This window comes from Pseudanabaena cinerea FACHB-1277, from assembly GCF_014696345.1.
Lineage (GTDB): Bacteria > Cyanobacteriota > Cyanobacteriia > Pseudanabaenales > Pseudanabaenaceae > Pseudanabaena > Pseudanabaena cinerea.
Window position 1 is genome coordinate 12,244 of record NZ_JACJPY010000024.1, and the last position, 13,770, is coordinate 26,013.

Genomic DNA, 13,770 nt, shown 5'->3' on the forward strand with positions numbered 1-13,770 from the left:
GCTCAATTTACGCGCAATTTACGCGCAATTTACGCGCAAGTTATTATTTATTCTCTCGTTTGTTTGCCCACAGCGCATCCTATAAATAGATAGACTGCGGGATTTCCTACTCACATTTGTTAAAATTTATCGGCAATACTTAAAGCCTGAATACTGACTAAAAAATGCCACAACAATTTGATGCTCTGATCGTTGGCAGTGGTGCTGCTGGACTCTATACTGCCCTTTGCCTGACGGAACTAGCACCAAATTGGCGAATTGCCCTAGTGACCAAAGATCAACTTTCCACATCTGCGAGTGATTGGGCGCAGGGAGGAATCGCTGCCGTCATTGCGGAAGAAGATACGCCCGAATATCACGGCAAGGATACCTTGATTGCAGGGGCGGGGCTATGCGAACCGCAAGCCGTTGATATTTTGGTGCGATCAGCTCCCCGTCAAATTGCCAAACTAGTTGCTCTGGGCGTGGAATTTGATCGGACTGCCGAAGGCAAACTTGCCCTTACCCTAGAGGCTGCCCATTCCCAGAGGCGAGTGTTGCATTCCGCCGATACCACAGGACGGGCGCTAGTTTCTAAGCTAGCCGCCGCCGTTTTGCAAAGCCCACAAATTCAGGTACTGGTCAACACTCTTGTGTTGGATCTGTATCTAGAGCAAGGCAAATGTACAGGCATATTTTGTGCATCAACCCATAGCCCTGAAGTTTATTGCTTAGTTGCCCCCATAGTTGTACTTGCCACAGGCGGCGGCGCTCAAGTTTTTTCGCAAAATACAAATCCGATGTCAAGTACTGGTGATGGCGTGGCGATCGCTTGGCGAGCGGGGGCAACCATCCGCGATCTCGAATTTGTGCAGTTTCATCCCACCGCCTTAGCATTGCCCAATGCCCCCAGATTTTTGATCAGTGAAGCAGTGCGTGGCGAAGGGGCGCATTTGATCGATCATCGCGGCGATCGCTTTGCCTTTCAGTACCATCCTCAAGGGGAACTCGCCCCCAGAGATGTGGTCAGCCGTGCCATTTTCAAGCATTTACAAACCACCAAAGAGCCAACGGTCTTTCTAGACCTACAACCAATTCCCCGCGATCGCATCGCCTATCGTTTTCCCAATATCATTAAAATATGTCAAGATTGGCAGATTGATATCCTCTCCGCTCCCATACCTGTCACCCCCGCCGCCCATTACTGCATGGGAGGCATTGTCACCGACTCCTATGGAGCCACCTCAATCGCAGGGCTATATGCAGTTGGCGAAACCGCCAGCACAGGCGTACATGGTGCAAACCGCCTAGCCAGCAACTCCCTATTAGAATGCTTTGTATTTGGCGAACGCCTAGCCCAAAAAGTCTGCCAATCCCCAATTACCAATCCCCAATCCCCAATTACGAATTACGAATTACGAATTACGAATTACCAATCCCCAATTACCAATCCCCAATTACCAATCCCCAATCCCCAATCCCTAAAAACATTCGCTACCATAAAAGCCAACATTCAAAACCTCACTTGGCAAGCCGCAGGTATTTGTCGAACTCAGACCGAGCTAGAAAATGCCCTTACGCAAATCAACCAGTGGCGATCGCAACTAGCGCAACTCCACCAATCATCACTCCCCGTGTCACGTATTAGTATCGAAACCCGAAACCTTGCCGACTATGCTTATCTACTAATGCGATCGGCGCTTTTCCGTACCGAAAGTCGCGGCGCTCATTATCGTCTAGACTGTCCAGAAAGAGATCGGCTATGGCAGGCACATACAATTATTAAAAGTGAAGAAATATGTTTAATGCAACCGAACTCCTGATCAATAACTTTGTCGAACAACTCAAGATCGGCTATCGGCGCACCTATGGTGGATATCTCCACGACTATGAAGATATCATTGCTTGGGCGGGCAATATGGCTCTGGAAAATATTGCTAATAGTGATGCGCTCTATCACAATGTTGAGCATACGATTTTGGTAACTCTAGTCGGTCAGGAGATCCTGCGCGGCAAACATATTCGCGAAGGGCGCGTCTCTGCTGATGATTGGCTGCATTACATTATTTCCCTCGTTTGTCACGATATTGGCTATGTTAAGGGCGTATGTCTGCAAGATGGCAATGGCAAATATGCCACAGGTATCGGTGATGGAATGGTAGAGCTGCCTGCGGGGGCTTCGGATGCAGGACTTACGCCTTACCATGTCGATCGCGCTAAGCTATTCGTCAATCAACGCTTTGCCAATCATTCCTTGATCAAGGCTGAAAAAATCTGCCGCAATATCGAACTTACCCGTTTCCCTGTGCCGAAGACGGGTGATCATCAAGATACGACCCACTTTGCAGGTTTGGTGCGATCGGCTGACCTGATTGGGCAACTGAGCGACCCACGCTATCTCAAAAAAATTGGCGCACTTTTCTATGAATTTGAAGAAACAGGGGTAAATGCGGCACTAGGCTATGCCCACCCTGGTGATTTGCGCCGTAACTATCCTAAATTTTATTGGACAAGCGTATATCCCTATGTCAAGGATGCTCTGTATTACCTATCGCTGACGCAACAGGGACAAGAGATTGTCGCGCACCTCTACTCCAATGTATTTGTCATTGAGCATGAAAAAGCTGAGTGAACAAAATCTAAGCAGCAAACCTATGATCATTACTGTGACAGTATTACGTCCGATCAAGCCTGTTTGATGTTGTAAGAGCAATCAAAAAAAATTTGAGCATTCTGTTCCTATCTTGATTTATCTGGGAATAATAGGCTAGGCTGTTTTGTATGCTCCTTATAGATGCAGTAAGCGGACATCTTAAAGGGAGCTATGTAGATTGATCACGTCCTAGCTGGGGCTTTGAGCTTTTGTGGTTTAAGTCCAAGAATCCAAAGGTTTGATGGGTGACTGCTATCAATGCCATCCGATCGCTTTTTTTGGGGAAAAGAAGCAACGACCTGTTTGGATTTAAGTTTTCCCTATGACTATTTTCGCACAGATGTAACTATTTCTTTCGTTTCAAGAAGGAAATAAATTTTTTTTATGAGGAGTAGCTAATAATATATGCCTAAGCATAGCCAAAAAGGTAGTCATCGGTCTTCATTCTATCGATTGATAGCAGCATCACTAGGTGTGGCGGGGGTATCGTCTTTACTGCTTCCTTACTTAGCGATCGCGCAGACCGTTCCCCCCACTCCCGCCAATACGCTCATCCAAAACAGAGCATCAGGAACTTACGAAGATCCCAATAATCCTGGTGTACCCATCACCACCACCTCCAACACTGTTGATGTTACCGTGGCTGAGGTTGCAGGTATCACCAATACGCCTGCGGGGATTATTGATACCAACGGCGGTAGTATTTCCACCAATGATGTCATTAATTTTGACTTCTTAGTTACTAATACAGGTAATGCTCCTAGTCATATCTTTTTCCCATCAATAGCAGCTATTACTGCGGTTGCCGATGCCGTCAATGGTCTGGATGAGGCAGGTTTGCAATATCAGCTTGACCTTAATAACGATGGTGACTTTGATGATGCCAACGAAACCCTGCGGAGTACTGCGTTTGATACTGCAACCATTACTCCCACTACTCCCATTGCCTCAGGTGCATCAGTAAGGGTTAGAGTCGTTGGTACAGTCACAGCCACAGGTGCTGGTGATGCAGTTAATGTCCGCTATGGCGATACAGGTGCTAACGATAATAGTGCTGGCACACAAAACCAACCCGACACTGGTACTGAGCCACCTGCGGCGGCTGGTGGTGACACTCCCACTGGTGCTAACGAAGTGCGTACCGTCAACTTTGATGATCCTGCTGTTGCAGGTACTGACTTGCCCGTTAACGGTGTCCGCGAAGCTTCGGCGTTCCAAGGTGGCACAGTTGCAACCGCAATTCGCAATATTGCCCTATCAACTGTCCTCAAAGCTAGAGTTGCCTATGATCCAGTTACTCCTGCAACTGTAACAGATGACCTCTTAACTTATCGCCTCGATCTGCGCGTTGCTGACTTATCCCCTAATCCCTCCATCTATACGACGACAGCACTCGAAGGCACAACTATTCGTCTTATCGATGGTGGACCAGAAGCAGATGCTACCCGCATCTTGATCTCTGATGTTATCCCTACAGGTACAGTTATTGACCATACCTTTGATGCAGCCCTAAACCTACCTGCGAACTGGCAAGCGGTTTACCAATACGGGGCGGCAACCTTACCAACTACTACGGTTCCTGTGGTCAGCACAGCAGCAGGAGCTTTACCCGCAGCAGTTTGGTCTACCACCGCACCAACGGCTGGCACGGCTGCAACTGTTCGCCGTGTTGGTTACATCTTTACTGGTACTTTACCCACAGGCTTTAGAACTGACCTAGTGACAAATGCCTTCCGTATCCGCGTCCGTACCTCTGGCTTGCCTGCTGAAGGTGGTGTGATCAATAACATTGCTCAGGTCTTTGGTGAAACCGTTGGCGATGCGACTAATCGCGTAGTCTATGACGAGTCGGGCGACCAAAACCCCAACAACTTTGAAGGTGCTGTGCCACCTGCGGTTGAAGGTACATTGTTTAACCCCACAACCGATACGGGCTTAGCTAACCCAGGGGTGCAGGATACTGACGGCGCTAACAATAACAGTGGTTCGGGGCCTGCTGGTGAGGTTAACATCTTCCCCATTGTGCCTCCAGGCAGCATCCTCAATGGACCAAATAATGTCCCTGGGGCGATCGGGATTAACAACAATCAGGATGACTTTACCAACCGCTCTGCTGCCCTACCTGCGGCAAACTCGGTACCTGGTACAACTTACGACCCTGATCCAATTGTCTTTAACAACACTTTCCAAAACCCACCTAGCAACACCACTCGTTTAGACACAGTGCGTCTGTTGCCATTGCCTCCTGATAATGCTTCTATTCCAACTACAGTTGTAGGTTCTACACAGCCTGCTGCGGATATTCCTGATGGTACTCGCGTAACGATTACCTTTGGTACACAGGTGGCTGCTTACGATTATGCAGGTGGTGTTTATACCTTTGTGCCTGCGGCAAGCTCAGGCTTACCACCTGGTTCTCAGTCCATTTTGCTTGACAACGTGCTGCCAGGGGTGCTGAACAATTACACTGTTTCCCTCAATCTACCTGGTGGCACTGCATTGTCAGCCGATCGCTTCGCAAATAGTGGCAACGACCCAACCCGTGCAGGTTTCAATGTGCCAATCGTTGCTTTTGTAGATAACGACAACAACGGCGCATTTCTGGCTGCCAATGACCCGATCTTTAACATCACCATTGATCGCGGCTATACAGGTTATGTCAGACTTCGCAAGCGGTCACAGGTCTTACAAGGTACTAACCCACGCCCCGTTACACCTGCGTCAAATGGCAGTCTTGATACAACGCCCAAGACTGCCGAACCTGGTAACGTGATCCGTTATGTGATTGATTACGTCAACTTCTCGTTGCCTCTGACGGCGGCAAGTACGGGTAGTGTGATTTTGGATGCTGCCAATTTGGTAATCACCGAAAATGGCGCACTAGCACCTAACAACTGGGGTGCGGTATCCGTCCACTTCTCCAATGCAACTGTTGAAGGTGGTTTTGCCCAAACAACTTTCGCGACTCAAGGTTCGATCACCTATGATGGTGCGGCAATCCCTGATCCTTTAACAGGTGCTACGGTTGGCATCTATGTAAACAATGTGGGTACGATCTCACCTGCGGCCGACCCTGCGATTTTCCAAGGTCAATTCCGTTTCCACCGTCGTGTTAACTAATTGATGTTATAGAGATTTTGATGTTGCCGTAGGCAACATCAAAATCTTCCTGTTTTTCTGAATTTAGGAATAGATTATGAAGAAATTACTGTTCGGCTCCTTGAGCCTAGTCGCTACGTTGGTGGTTTTACCGATCGCTTCGATCAATATGCTGCCAGCGATCGCCAATAGCTCCTTTGGTAATCAGCAACAAAACAATTTGCGGGTTGCCCAAACACAGCAGCAGCCTGTGGCACTTTTATTGTCGGCAGAGATCAAAAAATTGAGCCGTGACGAAAATGGCAATCAGAAGATCTCATGGAATCAATTGCCTCCTCAAGTGGTTCCTGGCAGCATTTTGCGCTATACAGTCACGGCGGAAAATAACACCAGTCGCAATATGCGGAATCTGGCAGTAACGCAGCCCATACCTGATGGCATGGTGTACATTATGCAGTCGGCAACTAAGGCGAGTGCAACTAATTCCAGCGTTGACTTTAGTATCGATGGCGGTAAGAGCTTTAGTCCTCAGCCTGTGATTAAAGTGCGCGGTCGTGATGGCAAGGTTGAAGAGCGCCCAGCACCAACCGATGCCTACACCCATGTACGTTGGAACTTTGGCGAAACCTTACCTGCGAATTCGCGAGTACAAGTTTCCTATCAAGTGCGAGTTAAGTAATTTGAAGTCTCCTCAAGGCTTCTATTTGGATATTTTGTAGGGATTTGATGAATAAGCGATCGCTCAAAAAAACATTACAGCGCTGGAGCTTCCGCTTCTGCGTATGGTGTTGCAGCTTTCTAGTTTGCATCAGCTTAGCTAATAGTGATGTTTTAGGGCAGGCGCGAACCTTTGAATTGCGAAATCAAGGGCGAGGTTCTTACAATGCCCCTGGTTCAACCACTGGTACGACCGTGCCAGTGAATGCAGCTTCAGAGATTAATAGAATCAATGGCGATCGCCTCATCGATCCTTTAGGACAAATTTTGGACTGTGCTGGCGGCGAATTTCCTGATTACACAGGCTTTTCGGTGGGAGTGTATGAGCCTGTGGTGGCAATGGGGGATGGCGAAGCATTGATGGCATCAGTCGATAGCCAAACTCAAAAGAGCAAAGCGATTATTTCTAATTCCTCCAAGATTGCTCCAGACCCTAGAATTGCCCAAACTATACAGGTGGGCGAAGTGGGGGCATTGGTGGATCTGACTCCCACTAATCCGCCAAGTGTTGGACCACCTGAGGGTATCCCCCCCAATGTCTTTAACCGCAACCCTTACTTCATTACCAATGAGCCTGTCAATGGCAGGCGTGGGGTTTACAACTTTTTGTTTGACGTAAATAAGGGGCAGACTACACCAGGGCGTACCTATATTTTGTTGGTGAATGCGCCCACCAGTTTAGGTGTGGCACAGAGACGAGTGCAGTTAAAAATTGAAACTTTAACTGCTGATGGTGTACTTTCCTATTCGGCGGCGGCTTTAGATGGTCGCCCCATCGGGGCGGATGGCGTATTTGTGGCGGAGGGTTCAGTACTGGTTAAAAATGCTGAAAATATTCCCCTATCGTTGATTGCGTTGCAATTGAACGCGGCGATGTGTGAATCGCAGGAAATACAAATTATTAAAACGGGCGATCGCGCTGCCGCCGAACCAGGGGATATTGCTTCCTATCGTTTATCAATTAAGAATCTTACCAAGGCAACCCTCAGTAACCCCAAGATTGCCGACACCTTGCCCCTTGGATTTAACTATGTGCCGAATTCGGCGATCGCCTCTTTTCGCGGTAGTAATGTTTCTGTATTAACAACGGAAAATGGCAGAAATCTCAGTTTTGCAATCCAGACTGAGATGCCAGTGGGCAATGATGAAATTCAACTTGCCTATGCGGTGGCAATTACCCCCGATGCCGTCAGAGGTTCGGGGCGCAATGCGGCGATCGCTTCAGCCTCGCGCAGTGACAATAAAAGCATCGTGCGCGATGGACCTGCCATTTTTACAATGCGAATCCGCCCAGGCATCGTGACTGACTGCGCCACTTTAATCGGGCGCGTATTTGTGGATAAGAACTTTGATGGGGAACAACAAAATGGCGAACCAGGTGTACCGAACGCAGTGATCTTTATGGATGACGGCAATCGCATTGTCACCGATGCCAATGGTGTTTATTCCATGGCAAACGTGATTCCTGGGGCGAGAACTCTAGCGCTAGATATTAGTTCTCTGCCTGGTTACACCCTTGCACCAAATCTATATTTCATTGAGCGCAATAGCCAATCGCGACTAGTGCGCCTCTCACCAGGGGGCTTGGCTAGGGCTAACTTTGGGGTGACACCTGCATTTAAGGGTGCGGGAGAGCAGAAATGAAACCAATGACTATAAAAGGAAAAGGAAAAGGAAAAGGGAAAAAGGAAAAAGGAAATAGCTGTTGGCTGTTGGCTATTAGCTGTTGGCTGTTGGCTAATCAACCATTAAATTTCCATCTCAAATTTGGGATGTTTAAAACCATCGGTTTATTAGCGATCGCTGTGATTTTTCTGGTAACTGATACTGGCTCAGGGGCGATCGCCAATGATTTAAGTGATTTAAGCGCTCGGACTAATCCAACCCCTGAGCAGACCCCCTCACCAATATCAAACCCAGAGCCAACAGCCAACAGCCAACAGCTAATAGCCAACAGCCAACAACCAACAGCCAACAGCCAACAACCAACAGCCAACAGCCAACAGCCAACAGCCAACAGCCAACAGCCAACAGCCAATCCCCAATCCCCAATCCCCAATCCCCAATCCCCAATCCCCAATCCCCAATCCCCAATCCCCAATCCCCAATCCCCAATCCCCAAATTTCCATCCTCTCCCCCAGCATGGACACCCTCAGCGATGTCCCTGGGGTGACTGTGATCTTGCGACTGCCCCTTGGTTCTGAGTCTGAATTATCGGTAAATGGACGCAAGGTCAATAGCAATGCCATTGGACGTACTGATGCCGACAGCACCGCCAAAACCGTCACCCAAACTTGGTATGGTGTGATTTTGGATGAAGGCGAAAATATTATTACAGCCAAAATTGTTGGCGGTGAGGCGATCGCCACAACTAGGGTAAAACTGCGGGGAGCCGCCACCCAATTACAAATTAGTACCTTAGAAACGCGCATTCCTGCCGATGGGCGCAGCACTGCCACGGTGCAGGGTTTACTGCTTGATGAAAAGGGCGATCGCTCTAACCGCAGTGCCATGATTACCCTTACCGCCAGCGATGGCGACTTTATTGGCGCGGATGCCCAAGCCGATCAACCAGGGTTTCAGGTGGAGGCTAGGGAAGGGCAGTTTTCGGCATTGCTCAAAGCCAGTCTCAATTCGGGCTATGCCAGAATTCGCGCCAACACCAGATTTAACAATCGGGAGGCGGAAGCCTTCACCCAATTACAGTTTGAAACGAATTTGCGCCCTTCCATCGTCACGGGGGTGGTGGATGTACGCATTGGCGCGAGGGGAACCGACTACTATCGCAGTTTCCGCGATTTCTTACCCAGCGATCACAATAATTCTACTAATGTCGATTTTTACGCCGCCGCCTTTGGTACTGGGCGCGTGGGGGAATGGCTAGTCACGGGGGCATTCAATACTCGCCGCACCCTCAATGAAGATTGTGAAGGTCGCAGCCGTCTATTTCGGGATATGCAGTTCTGTCAGCAAATCTATCCCACCTATGGCGACAGTTCCACTTACACCACCGAAACCCCATCCTTAACCAGCGTCTTCCTAAGAGCCGAGCGCACTTCACCTGTTCCCAATGCTGGCACTGATTTCCTAATGTGGGGCGATTTCCGTACCCCCGAATTTACGAGTCGATCGCAGGAATATACTGGTTTCACCCGTCAGTTAAACGGCTTGAAACTGAACTATAACATCGGCGATTTACAGGCAACAGGCTTCTATAGCAACAATACCAAGGGTTTTCAAAGGGATATTATTCCCCCCGATGGCACAAGTGGTTTCTATTTCCTATCGCGCCGATTGGTGACTCCTGGCAGTGAAAATATATTTATTGAATGGGAAGAGCTATTGCGCCCAGGCACAATCGTACGGCGGGAGCAGTTGGAGCGCAGCAAAGACTATGAAATTGATTACGATCGCGGCTCTCTGCAATTCCGTCAACCGATTTTCCAGACAGATATTGGCAGCAACGGCGAAACCCTCGTGCGGAGGATTATCACCTCCTACGAATACGACAATGAGAATGGCTCCAATAATAGCGTTTATGGCGGACAACTGCGTTATCACTTCCATCGCCATGCCGAAACTCCCAGTTGGCTGGGCATGAATTATTACAAGGAGGATCAAGGTGCGCGGAATTTTCAACTCTATGGTGCAAATGCGTTGTTTTCCTTCGGGCGCAATACCTATCTCATTGGTGAATATGCGCGATCGGAAAACCAAGCTACGAATTTATTAGCCCCCGTTTCAGGTTCGGCTTTGCGCTTTGAGGGCATGGCAGAGATCGCCCAAGGCATTATTGCTAGAGGTTTCTATCGCCAAACCGATACGGGCTTTGTAAATAATGCCACCATTAGTTTTACCCCTGGACAGACTCGCTATGGCTTGAGTGTCGATGCCAAATTGACCGATTCCACCACCCTCCGCGCCGCCTACGATCGCGAAGAAAATCGCGGTGTTGCCCCCCAGCCCTTCACCCTCAGAAGTTTTCTCGATCTCAATCCCCAATCTGCGCCTGGCACACCCGTTGACAATCGCCTCAGCACCTTTAGTTTTGGCTTGATCCAAAAGCTAGGCTTTGCCACTGCCGAACTAGATTTGTTAATGCGCGATCGCCAAGATTTCTTAAATACTTCCCTCACCAGCAACTCCACCCAATTGCGATCACGGCTGACCATGCCCTTGGCGAACAATCTCAAATTCATAGCCCTCAACGAAACTAGCCTCTCCAATAACTCCGATTCGATCCTGCCCGATCGCACTGCCTTAGCCTTAGATTGGCAAGTGATCGAAGGCATCAGCTTTAGATTGGGGCAGCAGTGGTTTAGTAGTGGCGTGCTGGCTGGCAGTAACTTCACTACCGCCGAAGTCGTGGGGGATTACAAACTTACACCCGACACCACTGTATCAGGTCGCTATTCCATTGTCGGCGGCGCGAATACCACCACCACCCAAGGGGCGATTGGCTTAAATCATCGATGGGCGATCGCCCCAGGGTTAAGATTAAGCCTGGGTTACGAAAGGATTTTTGGCGATAATCAGGTCAACAATGCCGCCGCCCGTCAAGTGCTGCAACCCCTGACCACTGGCACAAACACCGCTAACCTAGCGTTGCAAAGTGGCGATAATTACAATATTGGACTGGAATATAGCGATAATCCAGACTTTAAAGCCAGCGCCCGCTATGAATTTCGCAACTCTAGCGCAGGTGCGAACACGGTGCTGAGCGCCTCTGCCTTGGGCAAAATTAGCCCAGCTCTCACTGCCCTCTTCCGTTATCAGCGATCGGGCGTTGCCAATCAAACCATCAATAATTTTGGCGACACCTCTAGCATCAGGTTGGGACTGGCATATCGCGATCCCCATAATGATTCTCTGAATGCCTTGCTACGCTACGAATATCGGCAAAACCCTAGCACCATTCCCAACAGCTTAATTAGTGGCTTTGGTTCAGGCTCGGAAGAATCAGTATTTGCCATCGAAGCCATCTATGCCCCCACTTGGCAATGGGAATTTTATGGCAAATATGCCCTTCGCAATAGCACAGCTTACATAGCCCAAAACTTTGTGGGTACATCGGTGATCAACTTGGCACAGCTACGGGCCACCTATCGCATGGGCTATAACTTTGACCTCACAGGCGAAGCGCGATTTATCAATCAACCCACCGCAGGCTTTAGTGAAACAGGTTTTATGGCAGAGGTGGGTTACTACCCCACGCCCAATTTGCGCTTTGCCTTGGGCTATAGCTCTGGGGCGGTGAATAACGATCGCGACTTTAGTGGCACGCGATCGGCGGGGGGCATCTATGCCGCCGTAACGATCAAGCTCAATGAACTGTTTGATGGCTTTGGCTTGCAAAAAATGGATACCCCGCAATACAAAGAGCCTGTAGATCCGCAAACGCCGATTGCCTTACCAAACCTTAATAAGCCTACAAATACTAATCCTAAAATTTCCCAAGAGGCTGACCCCGCCACGGAAATGATGCGGATTGCCCTCGCGCAGCCCATTCAATTCCCATCCTATCAAGCCAACCTCTCCCCCATTAGCCAAGTTGTCCTCGATAACCTTGTGCTAGTGATGCGCGAATATCCCGCCTTGAATGTCGAAGTGCAGGGACATCTGGCATCTCTCAGTCAGTCGGGAACGGTTGCCAGTACGGAAGTGCAGCGACTAGGACAGATTCGCACCTATTTATTGAACAATGGCATCACGGCGGGGCGCGTCACCATGCGATCGCTAGGAGCGGCTGCCAACCCAGAAGCAAGCGCCGAAGTGTATCTAAACATCGGCGGCACAAAGGCAACCTTTGCTCAGATTGCCCAACGCTTAGCCCAGGGACAGGGCAACGCGGCTTTACAAAACATTCTGCCCGACATTGCCAAGCAGGAAAATAATAATCCTGTAGCATCGGCAAATGTGCCGCAGGTCGCCGCGATTTCGCAAGTGATTGAGTTTGCGCCGATGGGTAAAATGACCGATGTGAGCAATGCCAATCTTGATGCTTTGATCCGTCGGGTTGCCGATCGCGCTGACATTGCCATCGAAATCAAGGGCAATCTGGACGGCTCCGCCCTAGAGGTCAATCGCTTGATGGGCTTACGCAGCTATCTGTTGCAAAAGGGCATCAGCAGCGATCGCATTTTGATTAGTAATAGCGATCGCCCCATGCAAGCCAGTCAAGTTACAGTCACCCTTGCCAACCTAGAGGGCTTACCCATCGCCAAGCTGCCCGATGATTTGATTGATAATAAGCCTGATAATAAGCCTGTTGATGTCCCAACGGTAATAACTCCCGTTGCTCAGCGCAACCAACCCGCAAATGTTGCTAATAATGGCGATCGGGCTAATGGCAATCAGACTAATGGCGATCGGGCTAATGGCGATCGGGCTAATGGCGATCGCCTTAGCCTCTTATTTAGGGAAGAATTTAGGAAAGAATTTAACCTTAGCGTTCAACCGTCAAGCTTCACCACTAGCCAGATCAATTTTGGCGGTAATGCTATTGATACCTTTAGCAATGCCTTTAGCGGCAACTTGAATAGCCTTGAAACCAGCAGCCTAGCCCAGAGTCGCTTCTTCCTGCTCGGTCAATTGCTAAATCTGGATAATCGCCTTGCCCTATTGCCGAGAAACCTCAGACAAGACAATGGACAGGAAAATAGACGGGAAAATATCTTTAATAGCCCAGTCCTCTTCACCGACTTCACCGACAATACCCTCTCCCTCACCCCAGTTCCCAACCTCCTGCTCGGTCAACTACTCGATCCAGAAACATACACCCGTCAACCCCTCGCCCTCTTGCCACCCAACCTATTGCCCAACAATCCAACACTTAGCAATTCGCAAGTTCTCAGCCTACTCCTAGAGCCAACCACTGGTTTCTCATTCCTAGTTAGTACCGCACCTCAAGAGCAAGCTCAGCCACGATTTAGCTTCCCCAATGCCAACGCCGATACCAACATTCCCCTCTGGTCTTACACCCCCACCGACCAAATGCTATCCTTACTGCTCACCGAACCGACCACCATTGTCGCCAATGCCCCCGATCTTCGCACTCAGCGCTTCATCTCCGCTTTGAACTTCTTAATGAACCGCGATCGCGACGTATTAACTTCATGGCTCAACTCCCTCAACGGTCAACAACCTGAGATTCGCGGTGAATTGATCAGAACCGAACTGTTTGAAGAAGGACAAGAACAAGGAAAAAGTGAAAAGGAAAAAGAAAAAAGTTTTGAAGGAGGAAGATTATGAAAAAACTAGATATTGCAACTACCCTAAGTAGATTTTCTTTTTTCCTTTTTCTTTTTTCCTTGAATAGTTT

7 protein-coding genes are annotated in these 13,770 nt (G+C 49.0%); all 7 read left to right on the top strand.

Going from position 1 to position 13,770, the window contains the following annotated elements:
- Positions 1-164: 164 nt before the first annotated feature.
- The 7 genes from nadB (at position 165) to H6F44_RS09605 (ending at position 13,700) form a co-directional block, all read left to right on the top strand.
- Positions 165-1,802: an L-aspartate oxidase gene (gene nadB / locus H6F44_RS09575; RefSeq protein ID WP_190350731.1), complete on the top strand. Its 1,638-nt coding sequence runs from the start codon at positions 165-167 to the stop codon at positions 1,800-1,802.
- On the top strand, positions 1,778-2,611 hold the full coding sequence (locus H6F44_RS09580) for an Npun_R2479 family HD domain-containing metalloprotein (protein WP_190350732.1): 834 nt from the start codon (positions 1,778-1,780) through the stop codon (positions 2,609-2,611). Before nadB ends, H6F44_RS09580 begins: the two co-directional genes overlap by 25 nt.
- Positions 2,612-3,037: 426 nt before the next feature.
- Positions 3,038-5,752, top strand: a complete 2,715-nt coding sequence (locus tag H6F44_RS09585; RefSeq protein ID WP_190350733.1) for a DUF7925 domain-containing protein — start codon at positions 3,038-3,040, stop codon at positions 5,750-5,752.
- Between the two features lie 76 nt (positions 5,753-5,828).
- The gene (locus H6F44_RS09590) at positions 5,829-6,410 is read left to right on the top strand and encodes a DUF11 domain-containing protein (protein ID WP_190350734.1); all 582 of its coding nucleotides are present in this window, start codon (positions 5,829-5,831) and stop codon (positions 6,408-6,410) included.
- A 47-nt stretch (positions 6,411-6,457) separates the two neighbouring features.
- Positions 6,458-8,092: a DUF11 domain-containing protein gene (locus H6F44_RS09595; protein ID WP_190350735.1), complete on the top strand. Its 1,635-nt coding sequence runs from the start codon at positions 6,458-6,460 to the stop codon at positions 8,090-8,092.
- A 5-nt stretch (positions 8,093-8,097) separates the two neighbouring features.
- Positions 8,098-8,622 carry a hypothetical protein gene (locus tag H6F44_RS09600; RefSeq protein ID WP_190350736.1) on the top strand — a complete coding sequence of 175 codons (525 nt, stop codon included), beginning with the start codon at positions 8,098-8,100 and terminating at the stop codon, positions 8,620-8,622.
- Positions 8,592-13,700 carry an OmpA family protein gene (locus H6F44_RS09605; RefSeq protein ID WP_190350737.1) on the top strand — a complete coding sequence of 1,703 codons (5,109 nt, stop codon included), beginning with the start codon at positions 8,592-8,594 and terminating at the stop codon, positions 13,698-13,700. The genes H6F44_RS09600 and H6F44_RS09605 overlap by 31 nt, the downstream gene beginning before the upstream one ends.
- Positions 13,701-13,770 lie beyond the last annotated feature (70 nt).

Coding starts and splice junctions, on each gene's coding strand:
- nadB (WP_190350731.1), top strand. CDS start 165: ATGCCACAACAATTTGATGCTCTGATCGTTGGCAGTGGTGCTGCTGGA.
- H6F44_RS09580 (WP_190350732.1), top strand. CDS start 1,778: ATGTTTAATGCAACCGAACTCCTGATCAATAACTTTGTCGAACAACTC.
- H6F44_RS09585 (WP_190350733.1), top strand. CDS start 3,038: ATGCCTAAGCATAGCCAAAAAGGTAGTCATCGGTCTTCATTCTATCGA.
- H6F44_RS09590 (WP_190350734.1), top strand. CDS start 5,829: ATGAAGAAATTACTGTTCGGCTCCTTGAGCCTAGTCGCTACGTTGGTG.
- H6F44_RS09595 (WP_190350735.1), top strand. CDS start 6,458: ATGAATAAGCGATCGCTCAAAAAAACATTACAGCGCTGGAGCTTCCGC.
- H6F44_RS09600 (WP_190350736.1), top strand. CDS start 8,098: ATGACTATAAAAGGAAAAGGAAAAGGAAAAGGGAAAAAGGAAAAAGGA.
- H6F44_RS09605 (WP_190350737.1), top strand. CDS start 8,592: ATGGACACCCTCAGCGATGTCCCTGGGGTGACTGTGATCTTGCGACTG.